17 protein-coding genes are annotated in these 17,989 nt (G+C 65.1%); 12 read left to right on the forward strand and 5 right to left on the reverse strand.

Annotation, left to right across the window (positions count from 1 at the left end; translation table 11 throughout):
• Window positions 1-37: 37 nt before the first annotated feature.
• From LPW39_RS22090 to LPW39_RS22100, 3 genes are all read right to left on the reverse strand, one after another.
• Entirely contained in the window at window positions 38-1,534 is a 1,497-nt protein-coding gene (locus tag LPW39_RS22090) for an amino acid permease (RefSeq protein ID WP_230780572.1), read from the reverse strand.
• Window positions 1,535-1,668: 134 nt separating this feature from the next.
• Window positions 1,669-2,538, reverse strand: coding sequence for a D-hexose-6-phosphate mutarotase (locus LPW39_RS22095; protein ID WP_230780575.1), 870 nt, complete (start codon window positions 2,536-2,538; stop codon window positions 1,669-1,671).
• Window positions 2,539-2,696: 158 nt separating this feature from the next.
• Complete coding sequence (locus LPW39_RS22100) at window positions 2,697-3,761, reverse strand: type II asparaginase (RefSeq protein ID WP_230780942.1); 1,065 nt, start codon at window positions 3,759-3,761, stop codon at window positions 2,697-2,699.
• Between the two features lie 427 nt (window positions 3,762-4,188).
• On the opposite strand from LPW39_RS22100, the gene LPW39_RS22105 reads away from it, so the two are divergent.
• Genes LPW39_RS22105 through LPW39_RS22115 form a run of 3 tightly spaced genes read left to right on the forward strand, consistent with a single transcriptional unit; the run spans window position 4,189 to window position 6,842 of the window.
• Window positions 4,189-6,033 (forward strand): ABC transporter ATP-binding protein, encoded by a 1,845-nt coding sequence (locus LPW39_RS22105; RefSeq protein ID WP_230780578.1) that lies wholly within the window; start codon window positions 4,189-4,191, stop codon window positions 6,031-6,033.
• 8 nt (window positions 6,034-6,041) lie between these two features.
• Window positions 6,042-6,317 carry a DUF2164 domain-containing protein gene (locus LPW39_RS22110; RefSeq protein WP_230780581.1) on the forward strand — a complete coding sequence of 92 codons (276 nt, stop codon included), beginning with the start codon at window positions 6,042-6,044 and terminating at the stop codon, window positions 6,315-6,317.
• A gap of 60 nt (window positions 6,318-6,377) precedes the next feature.
• Window positions 6,378-6,842 carry a nuclear transport factor 2 family protein gene (locus LPW39_RS22115; RefSeq protein ID WP_230780585.1) on the forward strand — a complete coding sequence of 155 codons (465 nt, stop codon included), beginning with the start codon at window positions 6,378-6,380 and terminating at the stop codon, window positions 6,840-6,842.
• On the opposite strand, the gene LPW39_RS22120 is transcribed toward LPW39_RS22115, so the two are convergent.
• Entirely contained in the window at window positions 6,832-7,503 is a 672-nt protein-coding gene (locus LPW39_RS22120; RefSeq protein ID WP_230780588.1) for a TetR/AcrR family transcriptional regulator, read from the reverse strand. The genes LPW39_RS22115 and LPW39_RS22120 overlap by 11 nt on opposite strands.
• Window positions 7,504-7,647: 144 nt before the next feature.
• Here LPW39_RS22120 and LPW39_RS22125 point away from each other — a divergent pair, with 144 nt between their 5' ends.
• From LPW39_RS22125 to LPW39_RS22160, 8 genes are all read left to right on the forward strand, one after another.
• Window positions 7,648-8,994: an NAD(P)/FAD-dependent oxidoreductase gene (locus LPW39_RS22125; RefSeq protein WP_230780593.1), complete on the forward strand. Its 1,347-nt coding sequence runs from the start codon at window positions 7,648-7,650 to the stop codon at window positions 8,992-8,994.
• Complete coding sequence (locus LPW39_RS22130) at window positions 8,991-9,743, forward strand: DUF1365 domain-containing protein (protein WP_230780596.1); 753 nt, start codon at window positions 8,991-8,993, stop codon at window positions 9,741-9,743. The genes LPW39_RS22125 and LPW39_RS22130 overlap by 4 nt, the downstream gene beginning before the upstream one ends.
• Window positions 9,740-11,011, forward strand: a complete 1,272-nt coding sequence (locus LPW39_RS22135) for an SAM-dependent methyltransferase (protein WP_230780599.1) — start codon at window positions 9,740-9,742, stop codon at window positions 11,009-11,011. The genes LPW39_RS22130 and LPW39_RS22135 overlap by 4 nt, the downstream gene beginning before the upstream one ends.
• Window positions 11,004-11,573 (forward strand): chalcone isomerase family protein, encoded by a 570-nt coding sequence (locus LPW39_RS22140; RefSeq protein WP_230780602.1) that lies wholly within the window; start codon window positions 11,004-11,006, stop codon window positions 11,571-11,573. The genes LPW39_RS22135 and LPW39_RS22140 overlap by 8 nt, the downstream gene beginning before the upstream one ends.
• A 12-nt stretch (window positions 11,574-11,585) precedes the next feature.
• The gene (locus LPW39_RS22145; protein WP_230780604.1) at window positions 11,586-12,875 is read left to right on the forward strand and encodes an MFS transporter; all 1,290 of its coding nucleotides are present in this window, start codon (window positions 11,586-11,588) and stop codon (window positions 12,873-12,875) included.
• A gap of 2 nt (window positions 12,876-12,877) precedes the next feature.
• The gene (locus LPW39_RS22150; RefSeq protein WP_230780607.1) at window positions 12,878-13,453 is read left to right on the forward strand and encodes a DUF3833 domain-containing protein; all 576 of its coding nucleotides are present in this window, start codon (window positions 12,878-12,880) and stop codon (window positions 13,451-13,453) included.
• Entirely contained in the window at window positions 13,453-14,244 is a 792-nt protein-coding gene (locus tag LPW39_RS22155; RefSeq protein ID WP_230780620.1) for an SDR family NAD(P)-dependent oxidoreductase, read from the forward strand. The genes LPW39_RS22150 and LPW39_RS22155 overlap by 1 nt, the downstream gene beginning before the upstream one ends.
• Window positions 14,245-14,378: 134 nt before the next feature.
• Window positions 14,379-14,927: a lipocalin family protein gene (locus tag LPW39_RS22160; RefSeq protein WP_230780622.1), complete on the forward strand. Its 549-nt coding sequence runs from the start codon at window positions 14,379-14,381 to the stop codon at window positions 14,925-14,927.
• Window positions 14,928-15,050: 123 nt separating this feature from the next.
• On the opposite strand, the gene LPW39_RS22165 is transcribed toward LPW39_RS22160, so the two are convergent.
• A complete protein-coding gene (locus LPW39_RS22165) occupies window positions 15,051-15,650 on the reverse strand; it encodes a DUF3617 domain-containing protein (protein ID WP_230780625.1) in 600 nt (199 codons plus the stop codon).
• Window positions 15,651-15,910: 260 nt separating this feature from the next.
• On the opposite strand from LPW39_RS22165, the gene LPW39_RS22170 reads away from it, so the two are divergent.
• A complete protein-coding gene (locus tag LPW39_RS22170) occupies window positions 15,911-17,881 on the forward strand; it encodes a cytochrome c/FTR1 family iron permease (protein ID WP_230780639.1) in 1,971 nt (656 codons plus the stop codon).
• The last annotated feature ends 108 nt before the right edge of the window (window positions 17,882-17,989 follow it).

A 17,989-nucleotide genomic window follows, 5' to 3' on the forward strand; every position in this document is an offset into this window, starting at 1 on the left:
TTGCTGCCTTGGGGGCCGCCACTGCAACCCTCCCCACTTATTTGTCGCCCAGCACCTGGCCATCAAAGCGCATGTCTTTATAGGCCACGGTGCGGCTGCCTTTGGCCAAACGGTAGCCCCACCAGATCAGCAGGAACACCGGCAGGCCGATATAGGTGGCGACCACACCGCCCCAGTCGATCTGGTCCTTCAGGAAGGCCTCGTAGTTCTGCCCCAGGGTGATGACCAGGCACAGCACAAACGCAAAGATGGGGCCGAACGGGAACCACGGCGAGACATAGGGCAGCTGCGACACCTCATGGCCCTGCGCCAGAAAGCCCTTGCGGAAGCGGTAGTGGCTGATGGCAATGCCCAGCCAGGCAATGAAACCCGTCATGCCCGAGAGGTTGAGCAGCCAGAGGTAGACCGTCTGCGGGCTGAACAGAAAGCTGAAAAAGCACAGCCCGGCCATCACCGTGGTCGCCAGCAAGGCCATCACCGGCACGCCGTGGCGCGAGAGGCGGCCAAAAATGCGCGGGGCCATGCCCTGGCAGGCGAGGGTGTAGAGCATGCGGGTGGAGGCATACATGCCCGAGTTACCGGCGGACAGCACCGAGGTCAGCACCACGGCATTCATGATGACGGCCGCCGACAGCAGGCCTGCTTTCTCAAACACCAGGGTGAAGGGGCTGACGCTGATATCGCCCACATCGTTGCGCAACAGGTGAGGGTCGGTATAGGCAACCAGCGAGCCGATCACCGCAATGGCCAGCACGTAGAACAGCAGAATGCGCCAGAACACCTGGCGCACTGCGCGCGGAATGTTCTTGGCAGGGTTCTCGGACTCGGCCGCTGCAATGCCGATCAGCTCGGTGCCCTGGAAGGAAAAGCCCACGATCATCGCCACACCGATCAGGGCCGCAAAGCCACCGGCAAACGGCGCATCGGCCACCTGCCAGTTGGCGATGGCGCCCCAGACGCCGTCGGCCGGGCCGCCTTTGAGAATGCCAAAAATCATCGCCACACCCAGCGCAATGAACACCAGCACCGTCGTCACCTTGATCGCCGCGAACCAGTACTCGGCCTCGCCAAAACCTCGCACCGAGATGGCATTGAGGGCCACCATCAGCATCAGGAACAGCGCGCTCCACCAGTAGCCCGGCACATCGGGGAACCAGTAGGCCATCACCAGCTGCGAGGCCACCAGGTCCACCGCAATCGTGATCGCCCAGTTGTACCAGTAGTTCCAGCCCAGCGCGAAGCCAAAGCCCTCGTCCACGTAGCGCGCGCCATAGGTGGCAAACGAGCCCGACACCGGCATGAAGGCCGCCAGCTCGCCCAGGCTGGTCATCAGGAAGTAGACCATCAGGCCGATGACGCCATAGGCCAGCAGCGCCCCGCCGGGCCCCGCCTGCGCAATGGTGGCACCCGATGCCACAAACAGCCCCGTACCGATGGAGCCACCAATGGCAATCATCGACAAATGGCGTGCCTTGAGATCACGGCGCAGTTCATTGACTGGCGCGCAAGAAGAGGGAGACCCAGAACCCGGCATAAACAAAAAAGCATGGCCGCAAGCGCCATGCCGACAATGACAAGGCCGCCATTATCGGGTTTTCCCCTGGCCTGCGGTAGTGGCCGCCCACAATTCCGCTACAGGGTCTGTGTTTCCCTCTTGCAGTCCAGTCCTTAGGCCAGGGTCAGGGTCTGGCTGATCGACCACTGCTGGCCCGGCGCCAGCTGCACCGGCGTGTCAATGCTCGCGGCCTCCACACAGAGCATCTGGCGCCAGCCGTCATCGGGCATATCGGCCAGGCTGTGGCTCAGCTGCACGCCCGGGTTCCAGACCACGATCTCGCTGGCCGTACCGCTGTGGACAATCTCCATCCGACGACCAGCTGGCAGACCGGGCTGCTGCAGCTGTAGCACCTTGCCCGCTGCACCCGGTGTGGAGAACACCCGGTCAAAGCCCGGTTCCGTGGTCGCGGCAAAGCCCACATCGCCCGGCGGCTGCACAAAGCGGGTATCGGCCAGCGCATCCCAGCAGGCCAGGCCCTGCAGGCCGGTCAAGCGGGTTTGCGCCACATCGTCCACCTGCAGGTAGCTGTGCAGCGCGCAGGTCATCGACCAGGGTACCTGGCCGGTGTTCTGCACATCCAGGCCAATGGTGAGCTGGCGCGCATGCACCGTGATGCGCAACCGGGCATCAAAGGCATGCGGCCAAAAGGCCCGGGTGGCCGCGCTGTCCGTCAGCTGCATCACGATACCGTCCTCATCGGCCTGCAGCATCTGCCAGCGCAGGTTGCGCGCAAAGCCATGCTTGGGCAAAGGCCCGCGCACATTGAACTGTGGAAAGCAGACCGGCACGCCGCCGCGAATGGCGGCCTGGCCATCGCGCAGGCTGGCGGGGCTCAGGTACAGGTGCTCGCGGCCATCAGCCGTCTTCCAGGACAACAGCTGCGCGCCCTGCTCCGCCACCACTGCCGACGTTCCATCGGCCCACTGGGCACACCAGGCGGGAAAGCCTTCGTAGCTGATTCGGGTCCACGCATGCGCCATCTGTTTTGCTCCTGTGAATGCAGCCATTGTGACATTGGCAGCGGCCCTGGCCGCCGTTGGCGAGCCATACAGCGGACAGCAAAAAGGACAGCCGTAGCTGTCCTTAGGTAGATGCGGTATTGAAGCAAGTGCCCCGCCGCAGCCGGGCACGCTGGCTATCAATATTCCCAGAAAATGCGCTGGATTTCCTTGGGGTCGTTGGTCTTGGTCAGCGCCAGCGCTGCCAGCAGGCGGGCTTTCTCAGGACGCAGGTCATGCGCGACCACCCAGTCGTACTTGTCATCCGGCTGCTCTGCATTGCGCAGCACAAAGCCATAAGGCACGCGTGCCGAGCGGATCACCTGCACGCCCTTGCTGCGCGCTTCCTGCAGTGCAGGCACGATGCGGTCTGCCACCGAGCCATTGCCGGTGCCGGCATGCACGATCGCCTTGGCGCCGGTGCCGACGAAGGCATCGATCGCGGTGCGCGGCACATTGCCGTAGCTGTAGACCACTTCCACCGCCGGCAGGCTGGTGATGGAGTCGATGTTGAACTCGGACTGCATCGTGTGGCGCTTGACCGGGGCACGGAACCAGTAGTTCTTGCCCTCGACCACCATGCCCAGCGGACCCCACTGGCTTTGGAACGCGCTGGTCTTGATGTTCACATCCTTGTTCACATCACGCGCGGTCTGGATCTCATCGTTCATCGTCACGACTACGCCCTTGCCTTCGGCATCCTTGGAGGCGGCGACGCTCACGGCGTTGACCAGGTTCAAAGCGCCATCGGCCGACAGCGCGGTGCCTGGGCGCATCGAGCCCACCACCACGATGGGCTTGTTGGTGTGCACCGTCAGGCTCAGGAAGTAGGCCGTCTCGGCCAGGGTGTCGGTGCCGTGGGTGATGACCACGCCATCCACATCCGGCTGCTTGACCAGCGCGGAGACGCGCTTGGCCAGCACCAGCAGGTTGTCATTGGTGAAGCTCTCGGATGCAATCTGGAAGACCTGCTCACCGCGCACCTGGGCCACCTTGGACAGCTCCGGCAGGCCTGCCAGCAGCTTGTCGACCGGCACCTTGGCGGCACTGTAGGTGGCGCTGTTCATCGCCGATGCACCGGCGCCAGCAATCGTGCCGCCAGTGGCCAGCACGACCACATTGCGCTGGCCTTGCTGGGCCGGCTGGCTGGCAGCGGCGGGAGCAGCGGCAGCGGCAACGGGAGTCGCAGGAACGGAGTCCACCATCTTGGTGGCTTGCGGGCTGCTGGCGCAGGCACCCAGGCTCAAGGTGATCGCCAGGGTCACGGCACTCAGTGCGGGAAGCCTCCAGCGGGCGTTCTGGGATGAATGGGTCATCGATTTGGATGGCATCAGTAGCACCTCGTGTCAAAAGCCGCTATCTTAGAAACTGTGTGCAGGCCGCGCATTGGTGAACACACCTATGGTTTTTTGCAAGCCCATAGGTTGCAAGATTGACGCCCAGGCGACGATCCGCCGACACAAAGACACATACATATTCAGGGCTATGTGGGCCGGCCGCCAAGCGGGAGACCGAGCCCGCTAGACTTGCCGGATCGGGGTTGTTACCACTGTTAATATCAACAGCTGCTTACCATGCAGCACCAAGAAAGCGCGGACCCGGCGCCCCAGCCCCATTGCAGGAGATCAGTGCATGTTTTCGTTTTTTGAGCGGCGGGTGCCGCCCTACCCCAATGCCGAGCCCCAGGTTCCGCCCAAGGGGTTTTTTGCTTTCATGTGGGCCTGTACGCAAGGAATGCGTGGCTGGATTGGCCTGCTCACGGCCACCTCGGCGCTGTTGGCTGTTTATGAGGCCATGCTATTTGCGGTGATGGGCCATGTGGTCGACTGGCTGGCGACCATGTCGCCCAACAACTTCTGGGCCGAGCAAGGCAGCACCGTGCTCGGCATCGTCGGCGTGCTGCTGGGCAGCGTGCTGCTGCTGGGCCTGCACACCCAGGTGATGCACCAGGTGCTGGCCATCAACTTTCCGATGCGTTTGCGCTGGGTCTTCCACCGGCTGATGCTGGGCCAGAGCATGTCCTTCTACGCCGACGAGTTTGCCGGCCGCATTACCACCAAGATCATGCAGACGGCGCTGTCCGTGCGCGAAGTGGTGTTCATGATCGTCGATGTGCTGGTGGGCGTGAGCGTCTACATGATCGGTATCCTGATCCTGGCGGCCAGCTTCGAGTGGCGCCTGATGCTGCCCTTCCTGCTGTGGCTGCTGGCCTATATTGGCGCCTGCTTCTTCTTTGTGCCGCGCCTGGGCAAGATCGGTAAGGCCCAGGCCGATGCGCGCTCGATGATGACCGGCCGCGTGACCGACGCCTATACCAATATCGCCACCGTCAAGCTGTTCGCCCACACCAAGCGCGAGGCCGAATACGCCCGCAGCGCGATGGAAGCCTTCAAGCAGACCGGCCATGCGCAGATGCGCCTGGTGAGCCTGTTCGAGATCACCAACCACCTGATGATCACCCTGCTGCTGCTGGGTGCCTCGGGCACCGCGCTGTACCTGTGGCTCAATGGCCAGGCCAGCGCCGGCGTGGTGGCCGCCGTGATCGCGATGGCACTGCGCCTGATGGGCTATTCGCACTGGGTGATGTGGCAGATGACGGGCCTGTTTGAAAACGTCGGCACCATCCAAGACGGCATCAACACCTTGACCAAGCCGCGCAGCATCGTCGATGCGAGCGGCGCCAAGCCGCTGGTGGTGCAGCAAGGCCGTATCGAGTTCGACAACGTCAGCTTTGCCTACAAGGATGCCGGCCGCCCGGTCATCGACCAGCTCAACCTGACCATCAACCCCGGCGAGCGCATCGGCCTGATCGGCCGCTCGGGCGCTGGCAAGTCGACCCTGGTCAACCTGCTGCTGCGCTTCCACGACCTGGCCGGAGGCCAGATCCGCATCGATGGGCAGGACATCGCCAAGGTGACGCAAGACAGCCTGCGCAGCAATATCGGCATGGTCACGCAAGACACCTCCTTGCTGCACCGCTCGATGCGCGACAACATTCTGTATGGCCGCCCTGACGCCAGCGAAGAAGACATGCGCCGCGCCACCGAGCGCGCCGAGGCCTCGGACTTCATCAGCACCCTGAGCGACCGCTTTGGCCGTACCGGCTACGACGCCCAGGTGGGTGAGCGCGGCGTCAAGCTCTCGGGCGGCCAGCGCCAGCGTGTGGCCATTGCCCGCGTGATGCTGAAGGACGCGCCCATCCTGCTGCTCGACGAAGCCACCAGCGCGCTGGACAGCGAGGTCGAAGCCGCCATCCAGGAAAGCCTGGACAGCCTCATGCATGGCAAGACCGTCATCGCTATTGCGCACCGCCTGTCCACCATCGCCGCGATGGACCGCTTGATCGTCATGGACAAGGGCCAGATCATCGAGCAGGGCACACACCAGCAACTGCTGGCCCAAGGCGGTATCTATGCCAAGCTCTGGGCCCACCAGAGCGGCGGCTTCCTGGCCGAGCCGGTGGATGGACCTCTGTAAAGCTGCCTATGGCCATTGAACTGAAAAAGGACGTGCACGAGCGTGCCGTCCAATCCATCGAACGCTACTTCGAGCAGAGCCAAGGCGAGCGCATCGGCAACATGGCGGCTGCCGCGCTGTTGGACTTCTTCCTGCAGGAAATCGGCCCCAGCCTCTACAACCAGGGCGTGGCCGATGCCCAGGCCCGCCTGCATGAGCGCCTGCAGGAGCTGGACTATGAGGTGCATGAGGACGAGTTTGGCTACTGGAACAAGGCCAGCGGCAAGCGAGTGCCACGGAGCTAGCGCCCTGCGCGCAGCCGCCTGCCGCGCAGGGCTCAACATGTTCCCAACCGGAGCGATACGATGTCTGCTATGACTTCCCATTCCGATCTCACCACCACTGGGGTGCTGCGGCTGGTGGCTTTCTACGAATCCCTCACGCCCGAGAACCTCCAGCACCTGGGCAACTACTACGCTGCCGATGCCTTTTTCAAGGATCCCTTCAACGAGGTGCGCGGCATCGCGGACATCCGCGCCGTCTTTGAGCACATGTTCGCAGCCTTGCATGAGCCACGCTTTATCGTCACCCAGCAGCTGGTGCAGGGCGATCGGGCGGCCCTGGAGTGGGAGTTTCGCTTCCGCTTTCAGCGCTGGAACGCGCAAGCGCCGCAGTGCATCTACGGCGCCTCGTTGCTGCGCTTCGATGCGCAGGGACGTGTGGCCCACCACCGCGACTACTGGGACGCGGCAGAAGAGCTGTACGAGAAACTACCGGCGATTGGCGTGTTGATGCGCTGGCTGCGGCGCAACGCCTCGGTCAGGCAATAGGGGCCGCTGTCGCACCAGGCGCCGCAGCAGGGCCGGCGAGGCCATGGAAGGTGGTGCCGGTGACCCATTCGATGATCTGGTCATCGCTGTACTGGCCCGATTCCTTGAGCAGGCCCAGCACCGGATCGCAGGCCCGTGCAAACAAGGTGTAGAGCACCAGCTCAGCGGGCAAGGCCGCTGGCAGTTGGCCGCCGGTCTGGGCCTCGGTGATCCAGATACTGAGCCGGTTGCTCAACGCAATGAGGCGGTCCATATAGGCATCGTTGGATTGCAGCGACGCGCTGAGGTTGGAGTTTTGCGCCGGCAGCGAGGGCATCTGCCCTTCCAGCTGGGTGCGCATGGCCCAGCGTACCACCGCCTTCAACTGCTCCAGCGCCGCCATGGGCTGGCCTGATTCGGCAGCCTCATCGGCTGCGCTGCGCAAGCCATCGACAAAGGCCAACGCGCGGTCCAGCACCCCGACCATCGCAGCGCCGGCCAATTCTTCCTTCGACGTGAACAGCTTGTAGAGGCTGGCCTTGGCCATGCCCGCCTCCGCCGCCACTTCGTCGACCGTCATGGCGTCGTAGCCCTTGGTCGCGAGCAGCCGGTTGACCGCCGTCACGATGGCCTCTTCACGCACACGCTGTATTTGTTCCTTGATGGCAGACCGAGCATTCATGCCGCCATTTTATGACGTCGAAGGTCAGTAAGAAAACTAAATGGTGCATTTTTGATATTTGTGGTTTATAGTGTGAACTCATCAGTTCAGCAATTGATCTTAATGGTCTAAACGCTTGACTGCTGCATCTACAAGGGGCCTTTCATGCAACGCATCGCTGTCATCGGATCAGGCATTTCTGGGCTGGCTGCTGCCGCCCACCTGGCCCGCACGCAGACATCGCACCGGGTCTGCCTGTTGGAGGGTGGCAGCCACTTCGGCGGCCATGCCAATACGGTAGACCTGCGCCTGAACGGCATCACGCACGGCGTGGACACCGGCTTTCTGGTCTTCAACCACCGCACCTACCCCTTGCTGACCCAGCTCTTCCAAGACCTGCAGGTCGATACGGTGGCCTCCGACATGTCGTTCTCCGTCCAGGTTCCCGCTGCCAACGGGGCCTCAGCGCTGGAATGGAGTGGCCGATCCCTGCGCAGCGTGTTTGCCCAAAAACGCAACCTGCTGCGCCCGCGCTTTTGGGGCATGCTGCGGGACATCGCCCGCTTCAACCAGCTGACCACCGAGATCGCCGAGCGCCAGGCCGAGGCGGAGATGACGGCCTCGATCGCTGCCTTCCTGGACCAGCACCGCTTCTCTGCCGCATTCCGCAGCGACTATCTATTGCCAATGCTGGGCTGCATTTGGTCTTGCCCCACGGACCAGATGCTGCACTTCCCCATCGCCACGATGATTCGCTTTTGCCACAACCATGGCCTGATCCAGGTGCGCGACCGGCCACAGTGGTACAGCGTGCGCGGAGGCTCGCGCCAGTATGTGCGCCGCCTGCTGGCCCGCTTGACGCAGGATGGCCGCCACGAGGCGCGGCTGAATACGCCGGTGCTCGGCCTGCAGCGACACCCGCAGGGCGTCATGGTGCAGATGGCCCAGGGCGCCGAATGGTTTGATGCGGTGGTTCTGGCCTGCCACAGCGACCAGGCCTTGCAGCTGCTGGGCGAGGGCGCTACGGCCGCTGAACGCGCGGTGCTCGGCAGCATCCGCTACCAGCCCAACGAGGCGGTCCTGCATACCGACAGCAGCGTGCTGCCCCAGCGCCAGGCGGCCTGGGCCGCATGGAACTACGAGCGCGCCGCCGCATCCAGCACCGAGCAAGCAGGTGTCTGCCTGCACTACCTGATCAACCAGCTCCAGCCCCTGCCCTGGCAGCAGCCGGTGCTGGTGTCGCTCAACCCGGCACGCCCCATTGCCGCAGACCGCGTACATGCCCGCATCCAGTACAGCCACCCGGTGTTTGACCAGGCGGCCATCCTGGCCCAGCGCCAGCTGCCCCAGTTGCAGGGCCAGCTGAGCACCTGGTACTGCGGCGCCTGGTGCGGCTATGGCTTCCATGAGGACGGGCTGCGGTCCGGCCTGGCAGCCGCTGAGAGCCTGTGCCAGTCGCTGGCCGGCGCAGCGCCAGCCCTGCAAGCACCTGTGCTGGAGGAGGCCGCATGAGCAACCGCTCGCTGATCGGCTTTGGCCACATCTGGCACCAGCGCTTGCGCCCGGTGGTGCATGCCTTCCGCTACCCCGGGTACTTCTTGCTGCTGCCTTTGCGCAGCTTGCGCGACCAGCCTGATGCGCTGCTGCACCGCAACCGGCGCGCTGCGATCAGCTTTCATGACCGCGACCATGGCGACGGCAGCGCGGACTGCCTGGCTTGGTTTGACCAGCTGCTGCAGCAAGAAGGCATCGACGACGCGGCAGGCGAGGTCTGGTTGCACACCTTCCCGCGCGTGCTGGGCTATGCGTTCAAACCCGTCAGCTTCTGGTATGCGCAGCGCGCAGACGGTTCGCTGGCCGCAGTGCTGGCCGAGGTCAACAACACCTTTGGCGAACGCCATGCCTACCTGCTGGCCGGGCCCGATCTGGCCTGGGGCACGGAGCAGGTCGCGGCCAAGTGCTTCCATGTATCGCCGTTTTGCACGGTCCAGGGTGAGTACCGCTTCCGCTTTGTGCGCAGCGACAGCCGCAACCTCGTGCAGGTCGATCTGCATGACGAGACCGGCCCGCTGCTGCGCACCGGCGTCGCAGGCGCACTCCAGCCCTTGACCCCAGCCACAGTGCGGCGCGCATTTTGGGGCATGCCCTTGATGACCTGGGGCGTCGTGTTCCGCATCCACTGGCAGGCGCTGCGCCTCTGGTTCAAACGCCTGCCTTTCCACCGCAAACCCACCGAGCCCAAGCGCTTCGTCACACGATGAACTCCACCACTGCATCCCTGCCGAGCCCGTCCGCCCACGCCGGACGCTCCATCCCCCGCAGCGCGCGCCAGGTGCTGCAGCTGCTGGAACAACTGCCCTGCGGCCAGCTGGACCTGCAGCTGCCCGATGGGCAACTGCGGCACTTCAGCCAACAGCCCGCAGCGCAGGCCGATGCGCGCTGTGCCATCCAGGATTGGGAGGCGCTGGAGCGCGTGCAGCGCTCGGGCGATATCGGCCTGGCCGAAGGTTATATCGACGGCCAGTGGGACAGCCCCGATCTGACCGCGCTGCTGCGCCTGTGCATCGCCAACCGCGACCACATGGAGAGCCTGGTGTACGGCCACTGGTGGGGCCGGCTGGGCTTCCGCCTGCGCCACCTGCTCAACCGCAACACCCGCTCGGGCAGTGCGCGCAACATCCATGCCCACTACGACCTGGGCAATGATTTCTACCGGCTGTTCCTCGACCCCAGCATGAACTACAGCGCGGCCTGGTTCGAGGGGCGCAGCGGGGAGGCACTGGCACAGGCCGATCTGCGGCAGGCCCAGCAGGCCAAGATGCGCCGGGCCTTGCAGGAGACCGGGCTGCAGCCCGGCCAGCGCCTGCTGGAGATTGGCTGTGGCTGGGGCGCCCTGGCCCAGACCGCCGCCACCGAGTTTGGCGCCCAGGTGACCGGGGTGACCTTGTCGCGCGAACAGCGCCAATGGGGCCTGGAGCGCATTGCGCAAGCGGGGCTGCAAGCCCAGGTCGATCTGCGCTACCAGGATTACCGCGATCTGGCCGCCCAGCACCAGTCGCAGCCCTTTGATGCGATCGTGTCCATCGAGATGTTTGAAGCGGTGGGCCAGGAGTACTGGCAGAGCTATTTCCAGTCACTGCGCCAGTGCCTCAAGCCCGGTGGTTATGCCTGCGTGCAATCCATCACTTTGCGCGATGACCTGTTTGCGCGCTACCTGCGCTCGACCGATTTCATCCAGCAGTACATCTTCCCCGGCGGCTTGCTGCCCAGCGTCCCGGCCTTTGAGCACGAAGCGCGCCGCGCCGGCTTGACGGTAGAGAAGAAGCTGCACTTTGGCAGCGACTATGCCGAAACGCTGCGGCGCTGGCGCCAGGCCTTTGAGCAGCAGATCGATGCCATCCGTGCGCAGGGCTTTGATGAACGCTTTCTGCGCATCTGGCGCTTCTACCTCGCCTACTGCGAGGCCTCGTTCGACATGGGCAACACCGATGTGGTCCAGTTCACGTTGCGCAGGCCCGACCATGCCTGAACTCCGCCGACGCCAAGCCCTGGGCTGGGGCGCCAGCCTTGTTGCTCTCTCCATGACTGCTATGACCCACGACCTCCTCGCCGCCCCCCCTGCCATCCCTGCCGAGCTGGGCACCGCCTTGCCCGGCGCGCGCCTGGTCGGCACCGGTGTGCTGCGGTTTTTTGGACTGCGGGTGTATGAGGCGCGCCTGTGGGCCACTGCCGGCTTCAACCCGCAGGACTACGCACGCCAGCCTTTTGCGCTGGAGCTGGTCTATGACCGCAAGCTGGAGGGCGAGGCGATTGCGGAGCGCTCCATTGCCGAGATGCGCCGCGTGGCGCCCTTCTCCGAAGAGCAGGCCCGCCAGTGGCTGCGCATGATGAAGCAGGCCTTTCCCGATGTGGTGGCGCAGGACCGCCTACTGGGCCTGAACGACGGCACGGGCAAGGTCGTTTTTCTGCACAACGGGCGCGAGACCGCCGCCATTGACGATGCGCTGTATGCGCGCCTGTTCTTTGGCATCTGGCTGTCGGAGCAAACCTCCGCACCGGCGCTGCGCGCTGCGCTGCTGGGCCAGGGCTGAGGACGGTCCGCCATGAACGCCATCCCGGTTCAGCAAGCGCTTTCCTGGCGCACGGGGCTGGCCTATGGTGCGCTGGCGGCACCGCTGGCCTTTGTATCGCTGCCCTTGTATGTCACCCTGCCCCACTACTACGCGGCCGTGGCCGGTGCGCCGCTGGCCGGCCTGGGCGCTGTGCTGCTTGCCACCCGGGCCTTTGATGCGCTGCTGGACCCGGCATTGGGCCGCCTGGCAGACCGCCTGCTGCAGCGCGGGCGGCATGCCGCCTGGCTGGCGGCGGCGCTGGGCAGTCTGACCATGGCCTTGGGCTTTTTTGCGCTCTGGCATCCGCCCACCAGCAACCAGCTCCAGATGCTGGGCTGGCTCGCCGCCTGCCTGCTGCTGAGCACCTTGGCCTACAGCGCGGTCGCCATCCTGCACCAGACCTGGGGCACCCGCTGGGGTGGCCAGGCAGCTTGGCGCACGCAGGTGACGGCCTGGCGCGAGGGCGCCACCTTGCTGGGCGTGCTCACCGCCAGCGTGCTGCCCAGCCTGCTGGGCATGGATGCCACCAGTGCCTTGCTGCTGGCCGCGCTGGGCCTGGGTTTGCTGGGCTTGTACCGGCTGCGCGATCCGCGCGCGGGCGCTGCGGGTGCGGTTGCACGGGCCGCACCGCGCGGTGGCCTGCCCCAGGCCTCGCCGTGGCGCGATGCCGCCTTTCGCCGGCTGCTGTCGGTCTTCATGCTCAACGGCATTGCGGCGGCGATACCGGCGACGCTCTTGCCCTTCTTTGTCGTAGACCGGCTCCAGGCGCCCGAGCTGCTGCCGCTGTTTTTGCTGTGCTACTTCGCCGCTGCCGCACTCGGCCTGCCGCTGTGGGTGAAAGCCGTTGCCCGCTGGGGCCTGGCGCCCAGCTGGCGCGCCGGGATGCTGGCCAGCGTCATCGCCTTTTTCTCCGCCTCCTTGCTGGGCGCGGGGGATGCCTGGGCCTTCGCGGCCATCTGCATCGCCAGCGGCCTGGCGCTGGGCGCCGACCTGGCGGTGCCCGGCGCGCTGCTGACCGGCGTGATCCACGAATCGGGCCATGGGGGATCCGGCGACGGCCGCTACCTGGGCTGGTGGGCCTGTGCCACCAAGCTCAACCTGGCCCTTGCCGCCGGGCTCTGCCTGCCGCTGCTCGCCGTTGCCGGCTACCACAGCGGCAGCACCGACACCGCCGGTCTGCAGGCGCTGGCCTGGGCCTACGGCGGCCTGCCCTGCCTGCTCAAGCTATTGGCCCTGGCCTCTCTCTGGCGCGCTGAGCGCCTGCAACCCTCCTGGAGGTAATGATGACATCCATGCCAAGCACCCACCGCTTTACTACCCTGCGGCGCGCCGGAATCGGCCTGGCCCTGGTCGGCACACTGGCGCTGCTCAGTGCCTGCGCCAGCCCCTCAGTCGAGGACTATGCCCAGGAGCGCCCGGCGCTGGATCTGCGCCAGTACTTCAACGGCCCGCTCACGGCGCATGGCATGTTCACCGACCGCCAGGGCAAGGTAGTCAAGCGCTTTACCGTGCAGATGACCGGCAAGTGGACGGGCAATGAAGGCGTGCTGGAAGAACACTTTGTCTACAGCGATGGCACGACGCAGGAACGCACCTGGCACATCCAGTACCTGGGTGAGGGCCGCTACAGCGGCCAGGCGGGGGATGTGGTCGGCCCCGCCACAGGCCAGGCCGCCGGCAACGCGCTGCATTGGAACTATGTGCTGGCCTTGCCGGTGAACGGCCGGGTCTGGAATGTGCGGATGGACGACTGGATGTACCTGATGGACGGGCGCATCATGCTCAACCGCACGGCGATGAGCAAGTTCGGCATCCACCTGGGCGATCTGACCATCTCCTTTACCAAGGGGTCGGAGTAATGTCGCTGCTGCAAGCCAAGCTCAATCCGCCGATGGCCGATTGGCAAGGCCAGTCGGTGTGGATCATCGGCGCCTCCACCGGCATTGGCCGGGCCACCGCTGAAGCGCTGCAAGCCCGGGGCGCGCGCGTCATCGTATCGGCCCGGGACCTGGCTGCGCTGCAGGACTTTGCCAACAGCCGCCCAGGCTGCCTGGCACTACCGCTGGATGTGAGCCAGCCCGACACCGTGGCCGCTGCCGCACAAGCGGTACACACGGCCCTGGGTGCTGCGCCAGATCTGGTGCTGTACTGCGCAGGCCACTACCGGCCGCTGCGCGCCACCGCCTTCGACCTGCCCGAGATGCAGAAACACCTGGCCGTCAACTATGTCGGCGTGCTGCATGTGCTGGACGCCATCCTCCCGATGCTGCTGCAAGCGGGCCGGGGCCATATCGCGCTGGTCGGCAGCGTTGCCGGCTACCGGGGGCTGCCGATGTCGCTCGCCTACGGCCCCACCAAGGCGGCGCTCAACAACCTGGCAGAAAACCTCTACCTGGATCTGCACCCCAGAGGGCTGGGCGTGTCCATCATCAACCCCGGCTTTGTCGAAACCCCCCTGACCGCCCAGAACAGCTTCCGCATGCCCGCACTGATCAGCCCCGCCGAAGCGGCGCAGCATATCTTGCAAGGCTGGGCGCGCGGACAGTTCGAGATGAACTTCCCCCGCCGCTTTACCCGCTGGATGCGCCTGCTGCGCTGCCTGCCGGACCGCTGGTACTTTGCCAGCGTGCGGCGGATCACCAAGGCCTGATGCGGGAGCTGGGACGACAGCAGCACGGCATGCGCGCCCATTGCCGGTAGCCCCGCAACGGGCCAGTCTTGCAGCAGGCCTGTTCATCCACTTCTCCCGTTTGGCCCTGCCCTAGACACAAAAGGAAATCTACGATGCCTTTCTCCACAAGCGCTCTCATCCGCGCCACGGCCATGGCGCTGGTCATCACCGGCGCTGCCGTCGCGCTGCCCGGTTGCGCCGTTTCCGTCCCCCCAGGTGTTCAGCCGGTCAGCAACTTTGACGCCAGCAAATACATGGGCACCTGGTATGAGCTGGCACGCCTTGACCATCGCTTTGAAAAAGGCTTGACCCAGGTGACTGCCACCTACAGCCTGAATAGCGATGGCAGCGTCACCGTGCTGAACCGTGGCTATGACGCTGCCAAGCAGAAGTGGCGCGAGGCGGAAGGCAAGGCACACTTCCTCGGGCAGGCCGATAAGGCGGCGTTGAAGGTCTCGTTCTTCGGCCCCTTCTACGGTGGCTACAACGTGGTCAGCCTCGACGACCAGTACCACACTGCCCTGGTCATCGGCAGCAGCCCGGATTACATGTGGATTCTGTCTCGCAGCAAGACCATTCCGGAGACCCAGCGGCAAGCGCTGCTGGAGAAAGCGCAGACTTTGGGTATCGATTTGGCTCAGGTGATACGGGTCGAGCAGTAACCCTGCTTGGATGGATGGCCCCCATACATAGGCGCCCATAAAAAAACGCAGCCACCCAGGCTGCGTTTTCGCATTCAAAGCCCCACACGCCCCCGCCCAAGCAGCGGCGCGCGAGCCTCTCTATCAGCAGTCGCCCACGCGCTTGCTGGTCACCGTGGTGGTCATGCCCTGGCCGGCCATGTCCATCTTGCTGGTGACGGTGTTCTCGGTGGGCGAGACGTAGACGGCTTCGAGGTCCATGCTCATCTTGCCGTCGCCGCAGCTGAAGTGCATCGATTCCTTGTTGCCATCGGTCTTCACGTCGGCGGGGCTGCAACCTGGCATGCTCTTGAGCTGCGAATCGGCCAGCGATTGCAAGGTCTTGCCAGCCATCTCGGGGGTGATGCACATCTCTTGCACCAGCTTGCCGCCTTCGATCTTGGCGTTGTCCAGGTTGGCGGCCTTCTTTTGCTCAGGCGACATGGTTTTGAGGGCCTGCTCCACACCGGTCAGCGCCTGCTGACCCATGGGGCCGCTCATCTCGGTGGTGGCCTGCCACTTGCCGGGCTGCACCTTTTGTGCAGCAGCGGCGGGCGCTGGCGCAGGGGCCGGAGGTGCTGCAGGCGCTGGCGCCGGGGCGGCGGCAGCCGGTGGGCTGCTGGGGGTTTCTTCCTTCTTGCTGCAACCCATCAAGCCGGCACAGACGACCACGGCGGCTACTGCGATTCCTGTTAGTTTTTCCATTTTTTCTCTCCTCGTTGCGTCACGGCATTGGCATGCGGCGTGCGACGCCTTGCCCTCCCTGTGAGCACAAGCGCGTGGCCGCAGTGTATCGATCTGAGACGTAGAAATGGTTACCAATTGCGTTTCCAGCGCGCTCCAACGGGAGCGGAAAAGCATCGCAAAACATGCGCTTCCGCCCTCTTACCAGGCTGGGCGACTGCCGTAGTAAAGAATGTAAACAAGCTTAAAATACCGCGAATAATTCTTATTCATAACACTTTATGCGCTCCACTTTCAGCTGGACTCTGGCCCTGCTGGCCGGTTTGCTCAGCGGCCCTGCCCTTGCCCAAACGCCCGCAGCGGCGCCTGCAGCCACCATCGCTGCCCCCCAAGCCCAAGCCACCGATGCCCGCCAGCTCTGGCAGCTGCTGGACTATGTCGCCGTCGACTACGGCGGCGCGGTCGAGAATGGCCAGATCGCCAGCGAAGGCGAATATGCCGAGATGCTGGATTTCAGCGCCAATGCCTTGCAGCAGGCCCAGGCGCTGCCGGCCCATGCCGACAAGGCGCGGGTCGTGGCACTGGCTGGGCAGTTGCGTGCAGCGGTGCAAGCCAAGGCAGCGGCCGATGACGTAGCCCAGTTGGCCCATCAGGCAGCCCAGTTGCTGGTGGCTGCCTACCCGATGCCAGTGGCACCGGCCAAGGCTCCCGATATAACAAAAGGCTCTCAACTCTTTCAACAAATCTGTGCGAGCTGCCATGGCGCCAGCGGCGGTGGCGATGGCCCGGCAGCACAAGGTCTGGATCCACAACCGATTGCCTTCAGCGATGCCCAGCGTGCCAATGCCCGCAGCCTGATGGCCTTGTACCAGGTGACCTCGCAAGGCGTGGAAGGCACCTCGATGGTCTCCTTTGGCGCGCTGCCCGAAGACGACCGCTGGGCGCTGGCCTATTTTGTCGGCGGCCTGTCGTACAACGACGAACTGCGCGCCACCGGCAAGGCGCTGTGGCAGAGCGATGCGGGCCTGCGCGCACGCTTTGGTGACCTGGCCGCCCTCAGCACCACCACCGCGCAAAGCCTGACCCCGGCCATGCCGATCGAACAGGCCCGCGCTGTGCTGGCCTATCTGCGCGCCAACCCCGAGGTCATCAGTGAAGGCAAGGCCACTGGCGTGGCCCTGTCGCGCCAGCGCCTGGCGCAAAGCCTACTGGCGCTCAAGGCGGGCGACCGCAACCAGGCGATGAAGCTGGCGCTGTCCGCCTACCTGGATGGCTTTGAGCCGCTGGAGCCGACGATTGCCGCGCGCAACAAGGCCTTGATGACCCAGGTCGAATCGGCCATGGTGCAGTACCGCGCCACGGTGGCCAGCGGCAGCCTGCCAGAGGCCGAGGCCGCCGCCCAGCAGTTGCAGACCATGTTTGGCCAGGTCGAGGCCGAGCTGAACGCAGGCGCATCGGACGCCACCGCCACCTTCGTCGGCGCGCTCACCATCTTGCTGCGCGAAGGGCTGGAGGCCTTGCTGATCGTCATCGGCATGGTGGCGCTGCTGCGCAAGGCCGGGCGCCAGGATGCACTGCGCTATGTGCATGCGGGCTGGAGCTCGGCCCTGGTCGCCGGCGGCCTGACCTGGGCGGTGGCGACCTATCTGGTCGAGATCAGCGGCGCCAGCCGCGAGGTGACCGAGGGCCTGGGCTCGGTGGTCGCCGCGCTGGTGCTGCTGAGTGTGGGCCTGTGGATGCACAGCAAGAGCAGCGCCGGCCGCTGGCAAAGCTATTTGAGCGAGAAGCTCTCGGCCAGCATGGGCCAGGGCTCCATGTGGGGCCTGTTTGCACTGGCCTTTATCTCTGTCTACCGCGAGGTGTTCGAGACCGTGCTGTTCTTCTCGGCCCTGGCCTCGGACGGCCACCACGGCGCGCTGCTGGGCGGCGGCCTGGCTGCGGTGGCGATCCTGGCAGTGATTGCCTTTGTGCTGCTGCGCAGCAGCGCGCGCATGCCGGTGGGCCGCTTCTTCTCGGCGACGTCGATCCTGGTGGCCGTGCTGGCCGTGGTGCTGGTGGGCAAGGGCGTGTCCTCGCTGCAAGAGGCCGGCTGGGTCAGCGCCACGCCGCTCAGCGCACCCCGCATCGAGCTGCTGGGCATGTTCCCCACAGTGGAGACCCTGCTGGCCCAGGCCCTGGTGCTGGCGCTGGTGGTGCTTGGCTTTGCCTACAACCGCGCTGCGGCACGCAAGGCAGCTAGCGCCAAACCCTGACCACCGCCGCATCGGCTGCCAGACCTCGCCCGGGTGCAGACCCGGGCGAGGTCTTTTTCTTTGACCGGCGCGGCGCGCAGCGACTACCATCGGCAGGGTTCCCGCGAT

This window comes from Comamonas koreensis (assembly GCF_021026195.1).
Taxonomy (GTDB): Bacteria; Pseudomonadota; Gammaproteobacteria; order Burkholderiales; family Burkholderiaceae_C; genus Comamonas; species Comamonas koreensis.